This is a genomic window from Streptomyces cathayae (assembly GCF_029760955.1).
Classification (GTDB): Bacteria; Actinomycetota; Actinomycetes; order Streptomycetales; family Streptomycetaceae; genus Streptomyces; species Streptomyces cathayae.
Genome location: NZ_CP121682.1, coordinates 6,179,694 through 6,202,058 on the forward strand (window position 1 = coordinate 6,179,694; position 22,365 = coordinate 6,202,058).

At 73.2% G+C, this 22,365-nt stretch carries 19 protein-coding genes and 1 riboswitch; of the genes, 8 read left to right on the forward strand and 11 right to left on the reverse strand.

All coding sequences use genetic code 11. The features are described from left to right. Positions 1 to 111: 111 nt before the first annotated feature. The 9 genes from cobI to PYS65_RS28230 all read right to left on the reverse strand — a co-directional run bounded on the left by cobI (position 112) and on the right by PYS65_RS28230 (position 12,911). Positions 112 to 861 (reverse strand): precorrin-2 C(20)-methyltransferase, encoded by a 750-nt coding sequence (cobI, locus tag PYS65_RS28190; protein WP_279336754.1) that lies wholly within the window; start codon positions 859 to 861, stop codon positions 112 to 114. Continuing rightward, a complete protein-coding gene (locus tag PYS65_RS28195) occupies positions 858 to 2,231 on the reverse strand; it encodes a cobyrinic acid a,c-diamide synthase CobB (RefSeq protein WP_423836129.1) in 1,374 nt (457 codons plus the stop codon). The genes cobI and PYS65_RS28195 overlap by 4 nt, the downstream gene beginning before the upstream one ends. Beyond that, positions 2,228 to 2,827 (reverse strand): cob(I)yrinic acid a,c-diamide adenosyltransferase, encoded by a 600-nt coding sequence (gene cobO, locus PYS65_RS28200; RefSeq protein ID WP_279336756.1) that lies wholly within the window; start codon positions 2,825 to 2,827, stop codon positions 2,228 to 2,230. The genes PYS65_RS28195 and cobO overlap by 4 nt, the downstream gene beginning before the upstream one ends. Beyond that, positions 2,827 to 4,839 carry a putative cobaltochelatase gene (locus tag PYS65_RS28205; RefSeq protein ID WP_279336757.1) on the reverse strand — a complete coding sequence of 671 codons (2,013 nt, stop codon included), beginning with the start codon at positions 4,837 to 4,839 and terminating at the stop codon, positions 2,827 to 2,829. The genes cobO and PYS65_RS28205 overlap by 1 nt, the downstream gene beginning before the upstream one ends. Beyond that, positions 4,836 to 8,507, reverse strand: a complete 3,672-nt coding sequence (cobN, locus tag PYS65_RS28210; protein ID WP_279336758.1) for a cobaltochelatase subunit CobN — start codon at positions 8,505 to 8,507, stop codon at positions 4,836 to 4,838. Before cobN ends, PYS65_RS28205 begins: the two co-directional genes overlap by 4 nt. Next, entirely contained in the window at positions 8,504 to 10,039 is a 1,536-nt protein-coding gene (locus PYS65_RS28215; protein ID WP_279336759.1) for a cobyric acid synthase, read from the reverse strand. The genes cobN and PYS65_RS28215 overlap by 4 nt, the downstream gene beginning before the upstream one ends. Continuing rightward, positions 10,036 to 11,016: a cobalamin biosynthesis protein gene (locus tag PYS65_RS28220; RefSeq protein ID WP_279336760.1), complete on the reverse strand. Its 981-nt coding sequence runs from the start codon at positions 11,014 to 11,016 to the stop codon at positions 10,036 to 10,038. The genes PYS65_RS28215 and PYS65_RS28220 overlap by 4 nt, the downstream gene beginning before the upstream one ends. Before the next feature lie 125 nt (positions 11,017 to 11,141). After that, a riboswitch (cobalamin riboswitch) is annotated at positions 11,142 to 11,280 on the reverse strand. Positions 11,281 to 11,410: 130 nt separating this feature from the next. Then, a complete protein-coding gene (locus PYS65_RS28225; protein WP_279336761.1) occupies positions 11,411 to 11,632 on the reverse strand; it encodes a hypothetical protein in 222 nt (73 codons plus the stop codon). Between the two features lie 31 nt (positions 11,633 to 11,663). Continuing rightward, positions 11,664 to 12,911, reverse strand: coding sequence for an inorganic phosphate transporter (locus PYS65_RS28230; RefSeq protein ID WP_279336762.1), 1,248 nt, complete (start codon positions 12,909 to 12,911; stop codon positions 11,664 to 11,666). 242 nt (positions 12,912 to 13,153) lie between these two features. Between PYS65_RS28230 and PYS65_RS28235 the strand changes: the two genes are divergently transcribed. The 3 genes from PYS65_RS28235 (at position 13,154) to PYS65_RS28245 (ending at position 16,722) form a co-directional block, all read left to right on the forward strand. Next, positions 13,154 to 13,822, forward strand: a complete 669-nt coding sequence (locus tag PYS65_RS28235; RefSeq protein ID WP_279336763.1) for a class II aldolase/adducin family protein — start codon at positions 13,154 to 13,156, stop codon at positions 13,820 to 13,822. Between the two features lie 61 nt (positions 13,823 to 13,883). Then, complete coding sequence (locus PYS65_RS28240) at positions 13,884 to 15,011, forward strand: alpha/beta hydrolase (protein WP_279336764.1); 1,128 nt, start codon at positions 13,884 to 13,886, stop codon at positions 15,009 to 15,011. Between the two features lie 259 nt (positions 15,012 to 15,270). Further along, positions 15,271 to 16,722: a hypothetical protein gene (locus tag PYS65_RS28245; RefSeq protein ID WP_279336765.1), complete on the forward strand. Its 1,452-nt coding sequence runs from the start codon at positions 15,271 to 15,273 to the stop codon at positions 16,720 to 16,722. Between the two features lie 86 nt (positions 16,723 to 16,808). Here the strand turns inward: PYS65_RS28245 and PYS65_RS28250 are convergent, their stop codons facing one another. Continuing rightward, the gene (locus PYS65_RS28250; RefSeq protein WP_279336766.1) at positions 16,809 to 17,222 is read right to left on the reverse strand and encodes a VOC family protein; all 414 of its coding nucleotides are present in this window, start codon (positions 17,220 to 17,222) and stop codon (positions 16,809 to 16,811) included. A gap of 287 nt (positions 17,223 to 17,509) precedes the next feature. On the opposite strand from PYS65_RS28250, the gene PYS65_RS28255 reads away from it, so the two are divergent. From PYS65_RS28255 to PYS65_RS28265, 3 genes are all read left to right on the forward strand, one after another. Next, positions 17,510 to 19,108: an ABC-F family ATP-binding cassette domain-containing protein gene (locus tag PYS65_RS28255; protein ID WP_279336767.1), complete on the forward strand. Its 1,599-nt coding sequence runs from the start codon at positions 17,510 to 17,512 to the stop codon at positions 19,106 to 19,108. A 420-nt stretch (positions 19,109 to 19,528) separates the two neighbouring features. Further along, entirely contained in the window at positions 19,529 to 19,750 is a 222-nt protein-coding gene (locus PYS65_RS28260) for a helix-turn-helix domain-containing protein (RefSeq protein WP_029385158.1), read from the forward strand. Between the two features lie 151 nt (positions 19,751 to 19,901). Continuing rightward, positions 19,902 to 20,705 carry an enoyl-CoA hydratase/isomerase family protein gene (locus tag PYS65_RS28265; RefSeq protein WP_279336768.1) on the forward strand — a complete coding sequence of 268 codons (804 nt, stop codon included), beginning with the start codon at positions 19,902 to 19,904 and terminating at the stop codon, positions 20,703 to 20,705. 69 nt (positions 20,706 to 20,774) lie between these two features. Here the strand turns inward: PYS65_RS28265 and PYS65_RS28270 are convergent, their stop codons facing one another. Continuing rightward, positions 20,775 to 21,533 carry a nucleopolyhedrovirus P10 family protein gene (locus PYS65_RS28270; RefSeq protein WP_279336769.1) on the reverse strand — a complete coding sequence of 253 codons (759 nt, stop codon included), beginning with the start codon at positions 21,531 to 21,533 and terminating at the stop codon, positions 20,775 to 20,777. A gap of 88 nt (positions 21,534 to 21,621) precedes the next feature. Here PYS65_RS28270 and PYS65_RS28275 point away from each other — a divergent pair, with 88 nt between their 5' ends. Together PYS65_RS28275 and PYS65_RS28280 are read left to right on the forward strand one after the other, a co-directional pair. Beyond that, a complete protein-coding gene (locus tag PYS65_RS28275) occupies positions 21,622 to 22,116 on the forward strand; it encodes an Asp23/Gls24 family envelope stress response protein (RefSeq protein WP_279336770.1) in 495 nt (164 codons plus the stop codon). Positions 22,117 to 22,162: 46 nt separating this feature from the next. Further along, positions 22,163 to 22,348: a hypothetical protein gene (locus PYS65_RS28280; protein ID WP_279336771.1), complete on the forward strand. Its 186-nt coding sequence runs from the start codon at positions 22,163 to 22,165 to the stop codon at positions 22,346 to 22,348. Positions 22,349 to 22,365: the final 17 nt, after the last annotated feature.

The following is a 22,365-nucleotide window of genomic DNA, read 5'->3' on the forward strand; positions in this document are numbered from 1 at the left end:
CTCCTGTGGGTTCTGCGAGTCCTGCGGGTTCTGCGGTTCGTGCGGTTCGTGTGATGTCTGCGAAGGGACCGGCAGGACCGGCCGGCCGGCCGCCCTCGCCCGGCTGCCCGCTCACAGCTTGCCGCCCCGCCCGCCGTCACGCCGGGGCGGTGCGATGAGCGTCGACAGATAGGGCAGGGGCGACCCGTCCAGCTCGGCGGCCGGCCGGACGAACTCCTCCGGCAGCCCGAGCGCCGACCCCCACACGGCGTCACCGAGCCGCCCGCTCTCCCGCAACGCCTCGGCCACCTCGCCGGCCCGCCGCCCGAACTTGTAGGCGACGACGGTGCCGGGCCCGGCCAGCGCCTCCTTGAGTACGGCGGCCCCGGCGGTCACCGGCACCAGGGTGAGCGGTTCGGTCCCCTCGGTGAGCACGGCCCCGGAACGCGCCGCCAGATCCTGCATCGCGGTGATCCCCGGCACGGTCTCGACCACCGTCCCCGGCACCGACTCCGCGACGGTCTGGGCGAGATACGTGAACGTCGAGTACACGTTGGGGTCGCCGATGGTCGCGAACGCGACATGGCCCCGCTCCCGCAGCAACCCGGCCACCCGCTCACCGGCCGCGTCCCAGGCCGTCTCGCGCCGCGCCCGGTCGGTGCGCTCGTTCAGCGCGAACACCACCCGGACGACCTTCTCCCCGGACACGTAGTGCAGCACGGTCGCCTCGGCCCGCCCCGGCTCCCCGCCGTCCCTTCCGTCGGGTGCGGCCATCACCGGCACGACGACGACGTCCGCGGCGCGCAGGGCGTTGACGCCCTTGACGGTCACCAGCTCGGGGTCCCCGGGGCCCACCCCGACTCCGATCAGCCTGCTGCTCATGACGTCCGGCACCTCTCCACGAACCGACGGGCGACACCGGGTTCGGACGCCCAGTGCGTGTGCAGATAACTCGCGTGCACACCTCGCTGTACAAAACCCTCGACGCGCGGTTCAGGGGACCGCACACCCCACGCGGGCGCGTCCCCCGCCCCCGGCTCCACGACCGTGCGGTGGAACTCGTGACCCCGCATCCGCGTCCCGGCCCCGGCCAGCGCACTGTCGGACACGGCCACGGCGTCCCGGTAGCCCAGGGCCAGCCGCTCGCTCATCCGCGCGGAGGCGTCCAGCACCCCGCACATGGGCAGCCCGTCCAGCTCCCGGCACAGATACAGCAGCCCCGCACACTCGGCGGCGACCGGCGCACCGCTCAGCGCCAGCTCGGCAACGGCCTTGCGCAACGCCTCGTTGGCGGACAGCTCCGCGGCGTACACCTCGGGAAACCCGCCACCGATCACCAACCCGCCGGTTCCGTCGGGCAGTTCCTCGTCCCGCAGGGGATCGAAGACGACGACCTCGGCCCCGGCGGCGGCGAGCAACTCGGAGTGCTCGGCATAGGAGAACGTGAACGCGGCCCCACCGGCCACGGCGACCCGAATCAGCGGGTCCCCGGGTGCAGCCACCTGGGTCGAGGAACCCAAGACCTCGGCCGCGTCCCACGCGGCACACGGCAACGCACCCGCACCCCGCGCCAGCCCGACCAATGCCTCGAGATCGCACCCCGCCTCCACCTGCGCGGCCATCGCCGCGACCGCCCCGACCGCCGCGGCCCCCCGCTCGGCGACCGGCACCAGCCCCAGATGCCGCGACGGCGTCTCGACCTGCGCGGCCCGCCGCAGCACACCCAGCACGGGCACGCCGACGGAGTCCAGCGCCTCCCGCAGCAACGCCTCGTGCCGGTCCGACGCGACCTTGTTCAGGATCACGCCCCCGACCCGTACCTCCGGATCCCACGTCACGAAGCCGTGCACCAGCGCCGCCACCGACCGCGACTGCGACGACGCGTCCACGACCAGCACCACCGGCGCCCGCAGCAGCTTCGCCACCTGCGCCGTGGACGCCAGCTCCCCTTCCCCCGCGGCCCCGTCGTACAGCCCCATCACGCCCTCGACGACCGCGATGTCGCACCCGCGCGACCCGTGCGCGAGCAGGGGACCGACCAGCTCCGGACCGCACAGGTACGCGTCGAGGTTGCGCCCCGCCCGTCCCGTGGCCAGCGCGTGGTACCCGGGGTCGATGTAGTCCGGCCCGACCTTGTGCGGGGACACCGCGAGCCCCCGCGCGGTGAGCGCGGCCATCAACCCCGTGGCGACGGTGGTCTTGCCGCTGCCCGAAGAGGGCGCGGCAATCACCAACCGGGGCACGGAGGTCACCACTCGATGCCCCTCTGCCCCTTCTGCCCGGCGTCCATCGGGTGCTTGACCTTGGACATGTCGGTCACCAGGTCGGCGAACTCCACGAGCTCGTCGGGCGCGTTCCGCCCGGTGATCACCACATGCTGCGTCCCCGGCCGGTCCCGCAGCACCGACACGACCTCGTCGGTGTCGATCCACCCCCAGTGCATCGGGTACGCGAACTCGTCCAGCACGTACAGCTTGTACGTCTCGGCGGCCAGGTCGCGCCTGACCTGTTCCCAGCCCTCGCGGGCCTTCTCCTCGTTGTCCATCTGCGCGTCCCGCTGGACCCAGGACCAGCCCTCACCCATCTTGTGCCAGTCGACGGTCCCGCCCTCGCCGGAAGCACCGAGCACCCGCAGCGCGTTCTCCTCGCCGACCTTCCACTTCGCCGACTTGACGAACTGGAACACCCCGATCGGCCACCCCTGGTTCCAGGCCCGCAGTGCCAGCCCGAACGCGGCGGTCGACTTGCCCTTGCCGATCCCCGTGTGCACCACGACCAGCGGCCGGTTGCGTCGCTGACGCGTCGTCAGCCCGTCGTCCGGCACCACACTCGGCTGCCCCTTCGGCATTACGCGGCCCTCCTCGAAGTCCCCTGTTGTACGTCCCTGACCAGACCGGCGATCGAGTCCGCCCGCAACTCGTCCAGCGTCACCGCCGTACCGCCCAGCTCACCCGCGAGCTGCCCGGCGAGCCCCAGCCGCACCGGCCCCGACTCGCAGTCCACGACCACCGACGCGGTCCCGTCGGCGGCGAACAGCCGCGCCGCCCGCCCCGCGAGGGCGACCGGTTCCGGACCGCCGGTGGCCCGGCCATCCGTCACCACGACCACCAGCGGCCGTCGCGCCGGGTCCCGCAACCGCTCCACCCGCAGCACGTCGTGCGCCTTGAGCAGCCCCGCCGCCAGCGGCGTACGCCCACCCGTCGGCAGCGACTCCAGCCGGGCCGCCGCCGCGTCCACCGACGAGGTCGGCGGCAGCGCCACCTCGGCGGCCGATCCCCGGAAGGTGACCAGCCCCACCTTGTCCCGCCGCTGGTAGGCGTCCAGGAGCAGCGACAGCACGGCGCCCTTCACGGCGCTCATCCGCTGCCGCGCCGCCATCGACCCCGAGGCGTCCACGACGAACAACACGAGGTTCGACTCGCGTCCCTCACGCGTGGCCTGCCGCAGATCGTCCCGCCGGACCACCAGCCCGGGCCCCGACCGGCCCCGGGCCCGCTGATGCGGGGCCGCCGCCTGCACGGTCGCCGAGAGGTGCAACTTGGTCAGCGTTCCCTGCGGCCGCCGGGCCCCGGTGGTCCGCCCCTGCTCGGTCCGGGCGCGGGAACGCCGTCCGGCGGCTCCCTGACCGATGCCCGGCACGTTCAGCACCTTCGTCCGGAACGGTTCCGCGGCCCGTACGGCGGACTGCTCCCCGGCGCCGGGTCCCGCCTGCGGCTCCCCGCTCTCACCGGTTTCGGGCCGGGCAGCGGTGTCGCCATCGCCCTGAGGGCCCTCATCGGGCGCCGGCTGCCCACCCGGACCACCGTCCGGTCCCGGGTCGGGATCGTCGTCGCCCCCGTCCTCACCAGGCCCGCCGAACTCCTCCAGCGTCTCGTCGAGCTTGTCCTCGTCGAGTCCGGGTGCGTCGAACGGCGAACGACGCCTGCGGTGCGGCAGCGCCAGCAGCGCGGCCTGCCGCACGTCCTCGGCGAGCACATCGGTGCGCCCCGCCCAAGCCGCCAGCGCGGTCGCGGTCCGCGCCATCACGATGTCGGCCCGCATGCCGTCCACCTCGAAAGCCGCGCAGGTCGCGGCGATCTGCCGCAGCGCCCCGTCACCGAGGTGCACCGAGGGCAGCAGCTTCCGCGCCGCCGCGATCCGCGCCCGCACGGCGGCCTCCTCGTCGGCCCAGCGTGCGGCGAAGCCGGCCGGGTCGTCGTCGTACGCCAGCCGCCGCCGGACGACCTCCACCCGCTGATCGGGCTCCCGCGAGGCGGACACCTCCACGGTGAGCCCGAAACGGTCCAACAGCTGGGGTCGCAACTCGCCTTCTTCGGGGTTCATGGTCCCGACGAGCAGGAAACGCGCCGCGTGCCGCACGGAGACACCCTCGCGCTCGACGTACGAGGCACCCATGGCGGCGGCGTCGAGCAGGAGGTCGACGAGGTGGTCATGCAGGAGATTGACCTCGTCGACGTAGAGGATCCCGCGGTGCGCGTCGGCCAGCAGACCCGGCTCGAACGCCTTCACACCCTCCGCGAGCGCCCGCTCGATGTCGAGCGCACCCACCAGCCGGTCCTCGGAGGCACCGACGGGCAGCTCGACCATCCGCGCCGACCGCGACTCGAATGCCCCCGGCTCGTGCGGCCCGTCCGGGCACGCGGGGTCGGGGGAGCCGGGGGTGCAGGAGAAACGGCACCCGGAGACGACGTCCAGCTCCGGCAGCAGTGCGGAAAGGGCGCGCACGGCGGTGGACTTGGCGGTCCCTTTCTCCCCACGGACCAGTACGCCACCGACCTGCGGTGACACCGCGTTGAGCAGCAGCGCGAGCCGTAGGTCGTCCTGCCCGACAACGGCCGTGAACGGGAACGGGGTGGTCACTTGTCGTCGCCCTCCAAGTCGCCTTCGAGCTCCAGATAGGTGGCACGCAGCCGCTCGAGTGTGTCTGCGTCCGGCTCCGCCCAGAGGCCTCGGTCCGCGGCCTCCAGCAAGCGTTCGGTGATGCCTCTCAGGGCCCAGGGATTCGACTTCCGCATGAAGTCCCGGTTCTCGGCGTCGAAGACGTACTCGGCGCTGAGCTTCTCGTACATCCAGTCGTCCACGACCCCGGCCGTGGCGTCGTAGCCGAAGAGGTAGTCGACGGTCGCCGCCATCTCGAAAGCACCCTTGTAGCCGTGCCTGCGCATCGCGGCCATCCAGCGGGGGTTGACCACCCGCGCCCGGAAGACACGGTGCGTCTCCTCGCCCAGCGTGCGTGTCTTCACCTGGTCCGGTGTCGCCGAGTCCCCGACGTACGCCTCCGGGCTCTCGCCCGTCAGGTGTCGCACCATGGCGACCATGCCGCCGTGGTACTGGAAGTAGTCGTCAGCGTCGTGGATATCGTGCTCGCGCGTGTCGACGTTCTTCGCCGCCACCGCGATCCGCCGGAACGCCGTCTCCATGTCGCCGCGCGCCGCCCGGCCGTCGAGCCCGCGCCCGTAGGCGTAGCCGCCCCAGACCGCGTACACCTCGGCCAGGTCCGCGTCGCTGCGCCAGTTCCGCGCGTCGATCAGCGGCAGCAGACCGGCGCCGTACGCGCCCGGCTTGGAGCCGAAGATGCGGGCCGTGGCCCGGCGCCGGTCGCCGTGCTCGGCGGTGTCCTCGTCGGCGTGGGCGCGGACGTAGTTCTGTGAGGCGGGCTCGTCCAGCTCCGCCACCGCCCGCACCGCGTCGTCGATCAGCCCCACGACGTGCGGGAACGCGTCCCGGAAGAAGCCGGAGATGCGGACCGTGACGTCGATGCGCGGCCGGCCCAGCTCCTCCGGCCTCACCACCTCGAAGCCGGTCACCCGGCGCGAGGCGTCGTCCCACACCGGACGGCAGCCCAGCAGCGCCAGGATCTCGGCGATGTCGTCGCCCTGGGTGCGCATCGCGGACGTACCCCACACCGTCAGGCCGACGGACTTCGGATACTCACCCGTGTCCTGCAGGTACCGCTGTACCAGCGAGTCCGCCAGCGACTGCCCGACCTCCCAACTCAGCCGGGACGGGATCGCCTTGGGGTCGACGGAGTAGAAGTTCCGGCCGGTCGGCAGGACGTTGACCAGCCCGCGCGTCGGCGAACCCGACGGGCCCGCCGGGACGTAACCGCCGTTCAGCGCCCGCAGGATGTGCCCGATCTCGTCCGTGGTCCGGGCGAGCCGGGGGACGACCTCGCGGCAGGCGAACTCCACCACCGCCACCGCGTCCGGGAGTTCGGCGCCCAGCACCTCGCGCACCAGCGGCGCGCTCCGCTCGACCGCCCAGCCGCGCTCCTCCATGCCCTCCGCGATCCGCCGGCACAGCTGCTCCAGCAGGTCGATCGCGTCGGAGGCCGACCGCGCCGGACCGTCCACCAGGTCCGTCAGCTCGGCCGGCACCTTCAGCGGGGCACCGGGCTCGGCCAGCAACTCCTTCTCCACCAGCCCGAAGTGCTCGGCCAGCGAGGCCCGCAGGCCCGGCAGCGCGTTCGCCTGTCCGCCCCACACCTGCGAGGCGCGCAGCACCGCCAGTACGAGGTTCACGCGCGGCTCGCCGACCGGGCCGCCGCCGAGGATGTGCAGTCCGTCGCGGATCTGCACGTCCTTGATCTCGCACAGATAGCCGTCGACGTGCATGACGAACGAGTCGAAGTCGTCGTCGTCCGGCTGGTCGTCCACGTGCAGGTCGTGGTGGAGTTCGGCGGCCTTGATCAGGGTCCAGATCTGCGCCCGCACCGCCGGGGCCTTGTCCGGGTCCAGGTCGGAGACCAGGGCGTACTCGTCGAGGAGCTGCTCCAGCTTCGCCAGGTCGCCGTAGGTGTCGGCGCGGGCCATCGGCGGGACGAGGTGGTCGACCACCGTCGCGTGCCCGCGCCGCTTGGCCTGGGTGCCCTCGCCGGGGTCGTTGACGATGAACGGGTAGATCAGCGGGAGGTCGCCGAGGACGGCGTCCGGAGCGCAGCCCGCGCTCAGCCCCAGCCCCTTGCCCGGCAGCCACTCCATGGTGCCGTGCTTGCCCATGTGCACGAGCGCGTCGGCGCCGAAGCCCCCCTCCGATGTCGCGGCTTCCAGCCACCGGTAGGCGGCCATGTAGTGGTGCGACGGCGGCATGTCGGGGTCGTGGTAGATGGCGATGGGGTTCTCGCCGAAGCCGCGCGGCGGCTGGATCATCACCACGACGTTCCCGAACTGGAGGGAGGCCAGCACGATGTCCTCGCCGTCGACGTACAGCGAACCCGGAGGTTCGCCCCACGCCTCGGTCATCGCGTCCCGCAGCTTTGGGTCCAGCTTCTCGAACCAGGCCCGGTAGTCCGCGAGCGGCACCCGCGCGGGCGCGGCGGCCAGCTGGTCCTCCGTCAGCCACTCCACGTCGTGGCCGCCCGCCTCGATGAGCCGGTGGATCAACTCGTCGCCGTTGTCGGGGTACCCGTGCACCCCGTACCCGGCGTCCCGCAGGGCGTCCAGCACCCGTACCGCCGAGGCGGGGGTGTCGAGCCCCACCGCGTTGCCGACGCGGGAGTGCTTGGTCGGGTAGGCGGTGAAGATCAGCGCGAGCTTCTTCTCCGCGTTGTCCAGGTGCTTCAGCCGGGCGTGCCGTACGGCGATCCCGGCGACGCGTGCGGCCCGCTCGGGGTCGGCCACGTAGACCGGGACGTCCCCGGGGCCCTGCTCCTTGAAGGAGAAGGGGACCGTGATCAGCCGTCCGTCGAACTCCGGGATGGCGACCTGCATCGCCGCGTCCATGGGGGAGAGGGCGGCGTCCGACTCCTCCCAGGCGGCGCGCGACGAGGTCAGGCACAGCCCTTGCAGCACCGGCACGTCCAGGTCGGCCAGGGCCCCGATGTCCCAGGCCTCCTCGTCGCCGCCGGCGGACGCCTGCGAGGCGTGCGTCCCGCCGGACGCCAGCACCGTGGCGACCAGGGTGTCCGCCCGTCCGAGGATCTCGTACAGCCCGGGATCGGCGCCGCGCAGCGAACCGCAGTACACCGGAAGGGCGTTGGCGCCGTGTGCCTCGATCGCGTCGCAGAGCGTGTCCACGAAGGCGGTGTTGCCGCTCAGCTCGTGGGCGCGGTAGAAGAGCACGCCGACGGTCGGACGGTCCGGCGAGACGGTACGGGAGCCGTGCACCCCGTACTCCGGCATCTTCCGCGGCTCCTCGAAGCCCTCGCCGGTGAGCAGCACGGTGTCCGACAGGAACCGGGCCAGCTCGGCCAGGTTGTCGGGGCCGCCCTCCACCAGGTACTTCAGCGCCTCCGCCACGACGCCCGCGGGCACCGACGACTCGGCCATGAGCTCCGCGTCCGGCACGCTCTCCCCGCCGAGCAGCACCGTCGGGACGCCGGACGCCCTGAGCGCCGCGAGCCCGTCCTCCCAGGCGCGTCTGCCGCCCAGCAGCCGTACGACGGCGAGGTCCGCGCCGTCGAGCAGCGCGGGCAGTCCGGCCGCCACGTCCACGCGGGTCGGGTTGCCGATCCGGTAGGAGACGCCGGTGGCGGCGCGGGCCGCCAGCAGGTCCGTGTCGGCGGTCGACAACAACAACACTGTGCTCATGCGGGTGCTCCCGGTGGAATGAAAGGCAGTCCTTGCGGCGCGCCCGACTCGATGAGCCGCCAGAGCGCGTCCGTGTCCGCGTGCTGTTCGATCAGGTCGCCGAGCCGGTCGAGCTGCTCCTCGCGCAGCGCGGCGAAGGAGGTGTCGGGGGCCGGCACGAAACGGCGCCCCGCGGCGGCGGCCACCTCGCGCAGGAAGGCCCGGCGGAAGCCGTCGGACTCCAGTGAGCCGTGCCAGTGCGTGCCCCAGGTCTGGCCGACCCGGCAGCCGTCCAGGCCGTGTCCACTGTCATCGGAGAGGAACGCCGTGCCTCCCCGTACGTCGGCGACCCCGTGGTGGATCTCGTACCCCTCGACCCGCTCGCCGAGGGCTTCCCCGGTGGGCCGGGTCAGCGTCTTCTCCCGCGCGAACCGCACCCGTACGGGCAGCAGTCCGAGCCCGTCGACGTGCCCCGCGCGGCTTTCGACCTCGTCCTCGATGTGTTCGCCGAGGATCTGGTAACCCCCGCAGATCCCCAGCACGGGCCGCCCTTCGGCGGCCCGCCGCCGCAGGGCGGCCGCCAGCCCCCGCTCGTGCAGCCACTGAAGGGCCCGCACGGTTCCGCGGGTTCCGGGCAGGACGACGAGGTCGGCGTCGGCCAGTTCCTCGGGCCGGTCCACGAACCGCACGACGACGCCCGGTTCGGCGGCCAGCGCGTCCACGTCCGTGAAGTTGGACATCAGCGGCACCGCGCACACGGCGACCCGCAGCACGTCCTCGCCGACCGGCGGGGCGACGGCCGACTCCCGCACGGCGCCGCGCAGGGACACCGCCAACCCGTCCTCCTCGTCGATACCGAGCCCGTGCCGGAAGGGCAGCACGCCGTACGTGTGCCGCCCGGTCAGGCCGTGCAGCATGTCGAGGCCCGGCTCCAGCAACGACACGTCGCCCCGGAACTTGTTCACCAGGAACCCGGCGACCAGCGCCTGGTCCTCGGGGGAGAGCAGGGCGACGGTGCCGAAGAAGGAGGCGAAGACGCCGCCGCGATCGATGTCGCCGACGACGAGGACGGGGAGCCCGGCGTTCCTGGCGATCCCCATGTTCACGATGTCGGTGCGCCGCAGGTTGATCTCGGCCGGGCTGCCGGCCCCCTCACAGATCACCGCGTCATACGTGCCCCGCAACTGCGCGAGGCAGTCCAGCACCGTGCCCAGCAGTTGCTGTTGCCGCCCGCCGTGGTAGCCGCGCGCGCTCATCTCGCCGACCGCCTTGCCCAGCAGCACCACCTGGCTGCTCCGCTCCCCGCCCGGCTTGAGCAGCACGGGGTTCATCAGCGCGGTCGGCTCGACCCGGCAGGCCTGGGCCTGCATGGCCTGCGCCCGCCCGATCTCGGCGCCCTCGCGGGTCACGAACGAGTTCAGCGACATGTTCTGTGCCTTGAACGGCGCGACCTTGACGCCCTGCCGTACCAGCCACCGGCAGATCCCGGCGGTCACCACGCTCTTGCCGGCGTCCGAGGTGGTACCGGCGACCAGCAGACCCCCACCGCTCATGACCTGTGTCCCTTCCCTGCGATCCGTGCGGCGGCGATCCGCGTACCGGCGATCCGCGCGGCGGCACCGACGCCGAGCGTCAGCCAGCCGACGCGCCGTGAGAGCCGTACCGCCCGGTCGATGTCCGCCACGGCCACGGGACGGCCGGTGCCGTTGAGGACGGGCCGGTGTTCGACCCGTCCGGCGTAGGACAGTGTTCCGCCGAGCCGCACGCCGAGCGCGCCCGCGAAGGAGGCCTCCACGGGGCCGGCGTTGGGGCTGGGGTGCTTCGCGGCATCCGCGCGCCACGCCCGCAGGGCGCCCTGCGGGTCCGGTCCGGCGACCGCGGCGAGTACGGCGGTCAGCCGCGCCCCGGGCCACCCGGCGACGTCGTCGAGGCGGGCGGAGGCCCAGCCGTAGCGCCGGTGACGGGGCGACTTGTGGCCGACCATGGCGTCCAGGGTGTTGACGGCCCGGAACCCGAGCAGTCCCGGCACCCCGGCGACGGCGCCCCACACCAGGGCGCCCACCACGGCGTCGGAGGTGTTCTCGGCGACGGACTCCACCACCGCGCGGGCGATCCCGTCGGCGTCCAGCGCCTGCGGGTCCCGCCCGCACAGGTGCGGCAGCCGGGCCCGCGCCGCCTCGAGGCCCTCGGTGGTCCCGGTCTCCAGGGACCGTCCGATGGCACGGGCTTCCCGGGCCAGCGACGTCCCGCCGACGACGGCCCAGGTGGCGGCGCCGGTCAGGGCGACCGAGGCGGCGGGGGAGGACCGTACGCACCGGGCGGCAAGGCTCCCCAGCGCGACGGCACCGCCGACGCAGACGGCGGTGTGCAACGCGCCCCGGCCGCGGTCGTCCCGCCACAGCATCCGTTCCACGGCAGCCGCGGCCCGCCCGAAAGCGGCGACCGGATGTCCCCGGCGGGGATCGCCGAGGAGCAGGTCGCCGAGGAGGCCGGCGGCGGCGCCGTACGCGAACTCGCGATCGGCACCCATGGGTTCAGCCGGTGGGGGATCCGGTGGACAGGTCCGCCCCGAGTCGGGGGGGAACGTCGCTGGTCGACCTCGACGGGCAGCCGGGCATGGCGATATGTCCTCACTCAGGGTGTCCACGCCCTGGTTCGACGAGACCGGCGGTGAGAGTTCCTGGCTCCCGGGGTGTTCACCCCGGTGACAGTGGCGGGACCGCGCCGGACTTCCACCGGCTTCCTCTCCTGCCGCCGCATTGGCATCCGGCAGTCCACCACGGTCCGGAAGAACCGTCAACCTGCCTTTGACCTGCGAGGCTGAAGTGTGCTGAGACCCACAGAGGGGTTCGGGTGGGGGGAACGCGAACGGGCGGTGCGGGGCGTGAAGCCCCGCACCGCCCGTCGGACGGAGACGACCTTGATCAGGCCATGATCAGATAGATCCCGTACGCCACCGCCGCCGTGCAGGCCGCGAAGCAGGCGTAGGCGCCGGCGACCGCCAGGGCCGCGGACTGGCCCTGGGCCACGGCCTGCTCATGGCGGGACAGGCCGACGATGCCGAGGGTGAACAGGGCCACCAGAGCCACGGTGACCACGAGGCTGACGCCGAAGACGGAACCGAGGGCCGCCCAGTCGATCTGCATGGTGCTCTTCTTCCTTCGTGCCGGGGCGCGGTCAGACGGTGGTCTTGGCGGGCGGGTCGGCGGCGGCCGGGGCCGGGATGGTGGCCGAGAGCTCGCCGGCCGGGGGCGGGGTCACCGCGGCCATGGCGGCGGTCACCACGCCGGCCGACTCCTCGGCGGCGGCTGAACCGTCGGCCTCATCGTGGCCGTTGACGTTGGTGTGGTCGATGACCTCCCGCCGGGAGATCTTCCAGATCGCCGCGCTGGAGGCGACCAGGAAGACGGCGACGACGGCGGTGCCCCAGCTGCCGGCTCGGCAGACCAGTTCGGCGATGGCCCCGACCAGGGCCGCCGCCGGCAGCGTCAGACCCCAGGCGACGAACATCCGGGTGGCCGTCGACCAGCGGACGACACCGCCCTTGCGGCCCAGGCCCGCACCCATCACGGCACCGGAGACCGAGTGCGTGGTGGAGAGGGAGAAGCCGAGGTGGGAGGAGGCCAGGATGACCGTCGCGGCGCTGGTCTGGGCGGCGAAGCCCTGCTGCGGCTGGAGGTCCGTCAGGCCCTTGCCCATCGTGCGGATGATGCGCCAGCCGCCGAGGTAGGTGCCGAGCGCGATGGCGACGCCCGCGGAGACGATGACCCACAGGGGCGGGTCGGAGGCCGGGGCGAGGGCGCCGCCGGCGACCAGGGCCAGGGTGATGATGCCCATCGTCTTCTGCGCGTCGTTGGTGCCGTGGGCCACGGAGACGAGGCCGGCGGAGGCGATCTGACCCGCCCGGTAGCCCTTCTCGGACGCCTTGCCGTCGGCCTTCTTGCCCAGACGGTAGGTCAGCCGCGTGGCGAACATCGCGGCGAGGCCGGCGACCAGCGGCGCGGCGATCGCGGGGATCAGCACCTTGGTGACCAGGACGTCGCCGTGCACCGCGCCGAAGCCCGCCGAGGCGACGGTGGCACCGATCAGGCCGCCCATCAGGGCGTGCGAGGAGCTGGACGGCAGACCGACCAGCCAGGTCAGGAGGTTCCAGAGGATCGCGCCGACCAGTGCGGCGAAGATGACCTCGGGACGGATGCCGGCCTCGTCGACGAGGCCTTTGGAGATCGTGTTGGCGACCTCCACGGAGAGGAAGGCGCCCACCAGGTTCAGCACGGCGGACATGGCCACCGCGACCTTGGGCTTGAGAGCACCGGTCGAAATGGTTGTCGCCATCGCGTTCGCGGTGTCGTGGAAACCGTTCGTGAAATCGAACGCGAGTGCGGTTACCACCACAATCGCGAGGATCAGCGAGAAGCTTTCCATTTACCCAGGCAATCGTTCGAAGTCATTGGCGCGTTGAACGTAGGTAACCTGGGTGAACAGAAGATGAACTGGGATGGGCGCGTGGATGACCGTGGTGGGTGTTCTCGTTCCATCGGGTGGCCGTACGTCCACCATGACCCATCCGCGCCGGTGCGGCTGAAGGGCTGTGACTCCGTCAGCGGGCGTTCGCGGCCGACCGCGGAGCCGTTGAAGAGACCTTCGTCACCCGGCAGGATCACGGCATGACCGAGCAGCGACGTCAGGTGAGTGACGAGGAGGCGCGCGCCTGGACCGGCCTCGTCGAGGCCGCCCGGCGGACCGTCTCCGACGGACTCGTCGTCGGTACTTCCGGAAACGTCTCGGTGCGGGTCGGTCCGACCGTGCTGGTGACACCGTCGGGAGTGCCCTACGACCGGCTGACCCCGCACGACGTGACCGGTGTCGACCTCGCCGGCCGCCAGGTCCTCGGCACCCTGGTCCCGACCAGCGAGCTGCCCATGCACCTCGCGGTGTACCGCACGACCGGCGCCCGCGCCGTGGTGCACACACACGCCGTGCACGCGACGGCGGTCTCCACGCTCGTCGACGAACTCCCGCTCGTCCACTACATGGCCGCCGCGCTCGGCGGGCCCGTCCGGGTCGCCCCGTACGCGACGTACGGCACCGACGAGCTGGCCGAGCACATGCTGCGTGCCCTCGACGGCCGCACCGGCTGCCTCCTGAGGAACCACGGCACCCTCACCCACGGCACCACCCTCGACCAGGCCTACGACCGCACCGCCCAGCTGGAGTGGATGTGCAGGCTCTGGCTGACCGCCTCGTCCGTCCCGGGCCGCTCCCCGGCCCTCCTGTCGGCCGACCAGCTGGCAGAGGTCACGGACCGCCTGCGGGGCTACGGGCAGCGCGGCTGAGGCGCCGCCCGGGAGGGACGTCCACTGGCCGGGTGGCCGGTCCGCCGGGACACTGGGTTCCGTGCGCACTGCCAGAGCGACGGCCGCTGCCGTCACCGCCGTGATAGGTGCCGGCGCCGCCGCGGTGGCGGCCGGCCGGCTCGCCAGCGACGCGGCCCTCAAGGCGCCGCCGGGCAGGCCGCTGCCCACCGAGCCCCGGCTCACCGTGCACGCCACCGCGGCCGGCCAGGTCAGCCTCACCCGGGACCTCGCCGCGTTGCGCCCCGGCCGCTACGGCCTCACCGGTGACGACTCCCACGCGGTCGTCGGACCCGTGCTGGAAGGCGTGTCGGATTCCGCCGACACCGTCGTACGCCGTCTCGAACGCGTCGTGCGGGGCACCCTGAAGCCCGGCGACCGGGCGTGGCTCACCCCGAACCTGTACGTAGGGGACCCGGGCACCGCACTGGGCCTGGACCACACCGACATCGAGGTCCCCGGCGAACTCGGCCCCCTTCCCGCCTGGTTCCTGCCGGGCGTCCGGGACACCTGGGTGCTCGCGGTGCACGGCCTCGGCGCCACCCGGGAACACCCCATGAACGTCATGGAGTTCCTGCACCGCCACCACTTCCCGATACTGGTCCCCTCATACCGGGGCGATCCGGGCGCACCGCGCTCACCCGACGGCCTCAACCACTTCGGCGAGACCGAGTGGCGCGACCTCGACGCGGCGATCCGCCACGCGCTGGACGCCGGCGCGCGGCAGGTCGTCCTGCTCGGCTGGTCCACCGGCGCGACCATGGCGCTGCGCGCCGCGGCCCGCTCCACCCTGCGCGACCGCATCGCCGGGCTCGTCCTCGACTCCCCGGTGCTCAGCTGGGAATCGACCCTGCGCGCCCTCGCCGCCGCCCGCCGCACCCCGGGCGCGCTGCTGCCGCTGGCGGTCCGCGCCGCCCAGGGCCGCACCGGCCGCTACGGCGACCACCACCCCGGCACGGCGGAGGCGGAACACATCGGCGTCCCCACCCTGATCGTCCACGGCCCCGGCGACGTGGTGGCCCCCTGGCGGCTCTCCCGCCGCCTGGCCGCCGCCCAGCCCAACACGGTCACCCTGCTCACGGTCGAGGACGCTCCGCACGGCGCCATGTGGAACGCCGACCAGGACGCCTACGAAGAGGCCCTGCGCCGCTTCCTCACCCCGCTCATGTGACCTCCGCTCCTTCGGCATGTGACCGCCGTGCCCTCCGCGCCCGCCTCGTCCGCTCCGGCGGGCGGCCGGGCGGCCGGTCGGGCGGTCGGGCGGCCGGGTGGCCGGTGGTGCGGGTCCTCGTCGGGATTCCGCTCCGGGCCGTGGCGCCGGCCTGCCACCGCCCCTCGACCGCCCGCGCGACCCGGTGCGTTGGCCCTCTCCGTCGCCGCCGGTGACATTCCGTTTGGGTTTTCGGACCGTCAACCGCAAGACTGCACCCGTGACGTCCCGTATCCCGCGCGACTCCAGGCTTCGACTTGTCCGCCCGCGACCCCTGGCCGCCGCCCCCAGGGCGATGAACCAGCAGCGCTCGCGCCGTCCTGCGCCGCGCCCTCCGGAAGGCACACCGGCCCCCGCGGAGCTGGCCAGGACGGCACGCTCCGGTCTGGCCGGCGCGGCCCGCGTCGCCCGCTGGGCCGACGCCGCCCTCGGACCCGGCCGGAGCAGCGCCACCACCGCCGGCAAGGCCATCCTCTCCGACGCGACCGTCGCATGGGCGGCCGACGATCTGGGCCTGACCCCGGCTCAGGTCCGGGCCGACTGGGACACGGCCCGGCTCGCCGGTCTGGTCGAGGTGCACGGCGACACGGCCCGCCCCGGCTGGCGGCTGCGCGCCTGGGACCGCGACGACAGCGCCGTGCTGCGGGGCTGGGTCGCCCTCTTCGACGCCTGGTCGCTGGCCCACCCGGAACCCGAGGGCCACGAACCCGCCACCGTCGGCGAGGTCGTCTCGGCCATGCCGCAGGTGCTCTCCTTCCTCCAGCTCTCGGCCGGGCCCGTCCCCGTGCCCCAGCTCCTCGACCTCCTGCAGCAACGGGTCACCGAACTGCGCACGGAGCGCTGCGAGGTCGACTACGCGCCCCACTCCGCCGACGCCGCCCACCCCGGGCCCGGCCCCGCCCTCGCGCTCCGGTCCGCCCGGCCCGCGCCCGTCGAGCCGGGCGCCGCCGACGCCCCGCTCGCCCCGCTTCTCGAATGGGCCCTGCGCGCCCTCGCCGCGGTGGGCGCCCTCACCTACGGCGAGGGACAGGCCACGCTCACCCCGCTCGGCAGCTGGGCGGTCTGGGTCAAGCTGGAGCAGATCTGCGTCGCCGCGCAGAGCCCCGCCGGGAACATCGAGCAGAGCGCCGAGGACATGCTCCGCGGCTGCGCCCAGCTGCGCCCCAACGCGGCCCGCGCCGAGTACCGCGCCTGGCTCGCCGCCCGCCCGGTCGCCGGCGCCGTCACCGAACTGCTCGACGCCGCCCGGGGTGAGGACGCCCTCCTGCGCGGCCTCGCCTTCGAGGCGCTGCGCGTGGTCGGCGCCCCCGCCGAACCCGAGGTCCGCGCCGTGCACGACGAGCCGACGCTGCGGCCCTACGCCCTGCTGTGGCTGGCCGAGCACGAGGGCGCCGACCCCGAGGACGCCCACCAGGTCCTCACCCGGGACGAGGCCACCTGGCTGTGGGTGGACACCGCCGCCGCGGTCGCCGACCACGGTGAGGCCCCGCTGCTGGTACGGCACCTGGAGTCCGCGGTCCAGCCGACCGTCCCCGCGCTGCTGAACGAGGTGCGCGCGGTCGGACACCCGCGCACCGTGCAGGTACTGGTCGCGCTCGCCGCCGCGCACCCCGACCCGGCTCTGGCCAAAGCGGTCCGGCGGGCGGCCTTCCAGGTGCACACCGGAGGCTGACACCACCACCGCCGTCCCGCGGAGTCCCGGCGAGATCCCGCAGGCCCGCGCGGGCGACATCCCGGCTCCACCGCCCGGGACCGGGCTCAGGCCCCGGTCCCGGGCGCGTACGTACCGAAGCTCCAGACGTTGCCCTCGAGGTCCCGGGCCGTGTAGTCCCGCGAGCCGTAGTCCTGGTCCGTCGGGGGCGTCAGGATCTCCGCGCCCTGTGCCGCCGCCCGCCGGTGGTGTGCGTCGACGTCGTCCACGACGACGTACACCCCCGCGGGCCCCGCACCCTTCATCGCCGTGTCGAACACACCGCCGCGGCCCTGGGAACCCAGCATCACCGCGCCGTTGCCCTGCACCAGTTCGGCGTGCAGCACCGAGCCGTCCTCGCCCTCGTACACCGACAGCTCCGTGAAGCCGAAGGCCTCCGTGAGCTGCCGGATCGCCGCCTTCGCGTCCGCGTACACCAGCGTCGGGAAGACGCTCGGACGTCCGCCACCCGTACCTGCCATGGCCCCCGCTCCTCACCTCCCGCAGCCGGAAGCACCGCGACGGGAAAATCACCAGAAACCCGACCCGCCGACAGTCTGGCACCGGTCACTGACAACGCCCCGTGACCCGGCCGGGCGCGAGGCATCGCACACCCGCACACCGGAAAAGTGGTTGCGCGGCCCCGTTAGAATGGCCCGCATGGCCATTCTCCTTGTGCATTAGACGGCGGGAACGCCCTCAGCCGCCCACCGCCGACTTCCCCCGGGCTCCGTTCGAGCAGGGGACCCCACCGCCTGGAGTCTGACCCGTGATCTCCGCCTCCGGCATCGAGCTGCGCGCCGGTGCCCGTGTCCTCATCGAAAGCGCCACCTTCCGCGTCACCAAGGGCGACCGCATCGGCCTGGTCGGCCGCAACGGCGCCGGCAAGACCACGCTCACCAAAGTCCTCGCCGGCCTGGGCATCCCCGCCGCGGGCAGCGTCACCCGCTCCGGCGAGGTCGGCTACCTCCCCCAGGACCCCCGCACCGGCGACCTCGACGTACTCGCCCGCGACCGCATCCTCTCCGCCCGCGGACTGGACGTCCTGATCCGCAAGATGCGCGAGAACGAGCAGCGCATCGCGAACGGCCAGGGCGCCACCCGGGAGAAGGCCCTCAAGCAGTACGAGCGCCAGGAGACGGAGTTCCTCACCAAGGGCGGATACGCCGCCGAGGCCGAGGCCGCCACCATCGCCGCCGCGCTGAACCTGCCCGACCGGGTCCTGGGCCAGCCGCTGCACACGCTCTCCGGCGGTCAGCGCCGCCGTGTCGAACTGGCCCGCATCCTGTTCTCCGACGCGGACACCCTGCTGCTCGACGAGCCGACCAACCACCTCGACGCCGACTCGATCGTCTGGCTGCGCGACTACCTCAAGTCCTACCGCGGCGGCTTCATCGTCATCTCCCACGACGTCGACCTGGTCGAGACGGTCGTCAACAAGGTGTTCTACCTGGACGCCAACCGCTCCACCATCGACGTCTACAACATGGGCTGGAAGCTCTACCAGCAGCAGCGCGAGGCCGACGAGAAGCGCCGCAGGCGCGAGCGGCAGAACGCGGAGAAGAAGGCCGCGGCCCTCAACTCCCAGGCCGACAAGATGCGTGCCAAGGCCACCAAGACGGTCGCCGCGCAGAACATGGCCCGCCGCGCGGAGCGCCTGCTGGCCGGCCTCGAGGACGTCCGCCAGTCGGACAAGGTCGCCAAGCTGCGCTTCCCCGACCCGGCGCCCTGCGGCAAGACCCCGCTGACCGCCGAGGGCCTGTCGAAGTGGTACGGCTCCCTCGAGATCTTCACCGACGTCGGCCTGGCCATCGACAAGGGCTCCCGGGTCGTCATCCTCGGTCTCAACGGTGCGGGCAAGACCACCCTGCTGCGTCTCCTCGCCGGAGTGGAACAGCCCGACACCGGCATGGTCGTGCCCGGCCACGGGCTCAAGGTCGGCTACTACGCCCAGGAGCACGAGACCCTCGACCAGGACCGCACGGTGCTGGAGAACATGCGCTCCGCCGCGCCCGACATGGACCTCGTCGAGGTCCGCAAGGTGCTCGGCTCGTTCCTGTTCTCCGGCGACGACGTCGACAAGCCCGCCGGTGTCCTCTCCGGCGGCGAGAAGACCCGTCTCGCGCTCGCGACCCTCGTGGTCTCCTCGGCGAACGTGCTCCTCCTCGACGAGCCCACCAACAACCTCGACCCGGCCAGCCGCGAGGAGATCCTCGGCGCGCTGCGCACCTACAAGGGCGCGGTCGTCCTGGTCACCCACGACGAGGGCGCCGTCGAGGCGCTCCAGCCGGAGCGGATCATCCTGCTGCCGGACGGAGTCGAGGACCTGTGGGGCGCCGACTACGCGGACCTCGTCGCCCTCGCCTGAGCTGCCCCGGGACCCTCGCCCGAGCGGCCCCGGCCCGCCGCGCGCGTGACGGCAGGCGCGACCGCGGGAGTGACTGCTGACATGACCGAGGGCGTGATCCACCGGGTATGGATCATTCGGCCCATCGGTGATCCATCATTCGTGTGAGATCTCCTCGTACCGAGGTGTGTTCTCACCGTGTTTCGCGGCCGAGCCCCTGATCCACCGGGGCTCGGCCGCGACACCTTTCTGACCTGGGACTTCGCGGAGCAACCCGTTCGGTGGTGTCCGCGGCATCCGGCGGAATCCCTTACTCCGTTTGTGGGGATGCGCTCCTGTCGTCACCACCTTGTCGCACGGACCTTGCCGAATGGGTGGCCATCGGGCCCGAGAGGGGTGATCATGAGGAGACCAGAGCGCACTTCCCATGAGGAGGCACGGGTGGCCGAGACTCTGAAGAAGGGCAGCCGGGTGACCGGCGCCGCGCGCGACAAGCTCGCGGCAGACCTGAAGAAGAAGTACGACGCCGGTGCGAGCATCCGGGCGTTGGCCGAGGAAACCGGCCGCTCGTATGGCTTTGTGCACCGCATGCTCAGCGAGTCGGGCGTCACGCTCCGAGGGCGTGGCGGGGCGACGCGAGGCAAGAAGGCCCCTTCGGCCTGATTCCGGGCGCCGCCCCTCGATCCCGATGGTGGCCACCCGGTCGGCCGACTGACCGGCCGGGTGGTTACTGTGCAGTCACTCAGCTGTGCCGCAGGACGGCTCCACGCCGTCGTGCGGCGCGGAAGACGACCGCACCCATCGGAGGCGCCCCATGGCTTCGCCCGCCCAGGACCTCGGTCCGGTACTCGACAAGGACGGCGTACGGCTCACCGTCGACGGCGCGATCGCCACGGTGACGCTGACCAACCCGGCCAAGCGCAACGTGCAGAGCCCCGCTCTGTGGCGCGCGCTGACCGAGGCGGGTCGGCTGCTGCCGGGCTCCGTCCGGGTCGTGGTGCTCCGGGGTGAGGGCAAGTCCTTCTCCGCCGGGCTCGACCGGCAGATGCTCACGCCCGAGGGAATCGAGGGCGAGACCTCGTTCGTCGAGCTCGCGCGCAGCGGGGAGGCCGGGCTCGACGCGTCCATCGCCGAGTACCAGGAGGCGTTCACCTGGTGGCGGCGCAGCGACCTCGTGTCCGTCGCGGCCGTGCAGGGGCACGCCATCGGGGCCGGTTTCCAGCTGGCCCTCGCCTGTGACCTGCGGATCGTCGCGGACGACGTCCAGTTCGCCATGCGCGAGACCAGCCTGGGGCTGGTACCGGACCTGACCGGCACGCATCCGCTGGTCGGGCTCGTCGGGTACGCCCGCGCGCTGGAGATCTGCGTGACCGGGCGGTTCGTCACGGCCGAGGAGGCCGTGAGCACCGGGCTGGCCAACCTCGCCGTGCCGGGCGACGAACTGGACTCGGCGGTGCGCGACCTCGCGGCGGCGCTGCTGGCCGCGCCCCGCGACGCCGTGATCGAGACGAAGGCGCTGCTGCGGGGCGCCCAGGAGCGTACGTACGAGGAGCAGCGGATCGCCGAGCGCGCGGCCCAGGGCCGCAGGCTGCGGGACCTGGCCGGTCTCGGCGAGTGAGGGACCGGCGCCTCACCGATGAGGAACCGGTGAGGCGCGGCCGAGGCACGGGGGAGCCGGGGGAGAGCGTCAGTCGAGCGCCGTGACCAGTACCGCCACCGTCGGGCGGTCCGGCAGGGCGGCCGACACCGCCGAGCGGACCGCTTGGGCCACGTCCACCGCCCGGTGGTCCGCCAGGGCGGCGAGGTCCACGCGCGCGTGACGGCGGGCCAGAGAGGCCCCACCGGGCTGCGGGTGAGCCGTCAGGTGCACCGGGTGGCCCAGGGTGCCCGTCAGCCGGGACACCCCCGGGACGGCGAGCGCCGCGGCGGCCACCCGGCTCCCGTCGGAGTCACCGGGCTCCGGCGCGCCGGCCGGTGAGGCGTCGGCCGACCCGTCCGCGGGTCCGCCCGCCGCGTCCGGCGCCGGACCCGGAGGCGGCCCGCCCCGCGGGTCCAGCAGTTCGGTCACCCGCAGGTCCACCTCCGCCACCACCAGCCCGATCCGCTCCGCCGCGGCCCGCGACAGCACCGCCCGCAGCCGGTCCGCCGTCACCGGCAGCGGCTCGGCCGCCGTGGCCGCGAACCGGACCGTCACCCGCAGCGCTCCCGGCGGCAGAGCGCTCGGCGGGGGCGGCACCACCGGCTCACCGGCGTCCCGCGGATCGGCGAGCGCGATCCGCACTTCGTCCACGCGCACGTCCGGTGAGTCCCGCACCACCGCGCGCCGCAGGGCCTGCCCGGCGGCCGCTTCGGAGATCCACGCGCCGTCCCGCGCTCCGCCCAGGGGCACAAGCCTGCCCAGTCCCAACTGCTGTCGCACTGTCCGCGTCCACCGGTCCGCCGTCATTCCTCCAGCCTGCCGTATCCACGGCGCGCCACCACGCAACCACGCATACGGTGGGCATGTGGACGACGACCGGAAGGGACGTGCACCGATGAGCGACATGACGGAGGGCGGCTCGACGAGGGCCAGCGACCTCGAGAAGAGCGCGCCGGACACCTCCGGGCGCAAGGGGCCGGGCACCCGGCGCGGCGGCGGCGACCCCGCCACCCGCGGCCGCACCACGATCGCCGACGGCGTCGTGGAGAAGATCGCCGGTCTCGCCGCGCGGGACGTGCTCGGCGTGCACACCATGGGCAGCGGCCTGTCCCGGACCTTCGGGGCCGTGCGCGACCGGGTGCCGGGCGGGGCGAAATCGGTGACGCGTGGAGTGAAGGCCGAGGTCGGCGAGGTGCAGACCGCGCTGGATCTGGAGATCGTCGTCGACTACGGCGTCTCCATCAGCGATGTCGCCAAGGCCGTGCGGGAGAACGTCGTCGCGGCGGTCGAGCGGATGACCGGTCTCGAGGTGGTCGAGGTCAACATCGCGGTGAGCGACGTGAAGCTGCCGGACGAGGAGGACGAGGAGTCGGAGAGCCGCCTCCAGTGAGGCGACCCGTGATGAGCCGAGGAGCTGAGGAACTGAGGAGAGCACCATGAACATGGCCGTGGTCGGCATGATCGCCGGCATGGCGCTGGGCTTCGCCGGATACTTCGGCGGATTCGGGGCTTTCGTCCTGGTGGCCGCGTTGGGGGCCGTAGGTTTCGTCGCCGGGCGGTTCCTCCAGGGAGACCTGGAGCTCGGTGACTTTTTCCGTCCCCGTGACGATCGTCGGAGGTGACACCGGTGAGCACGGGG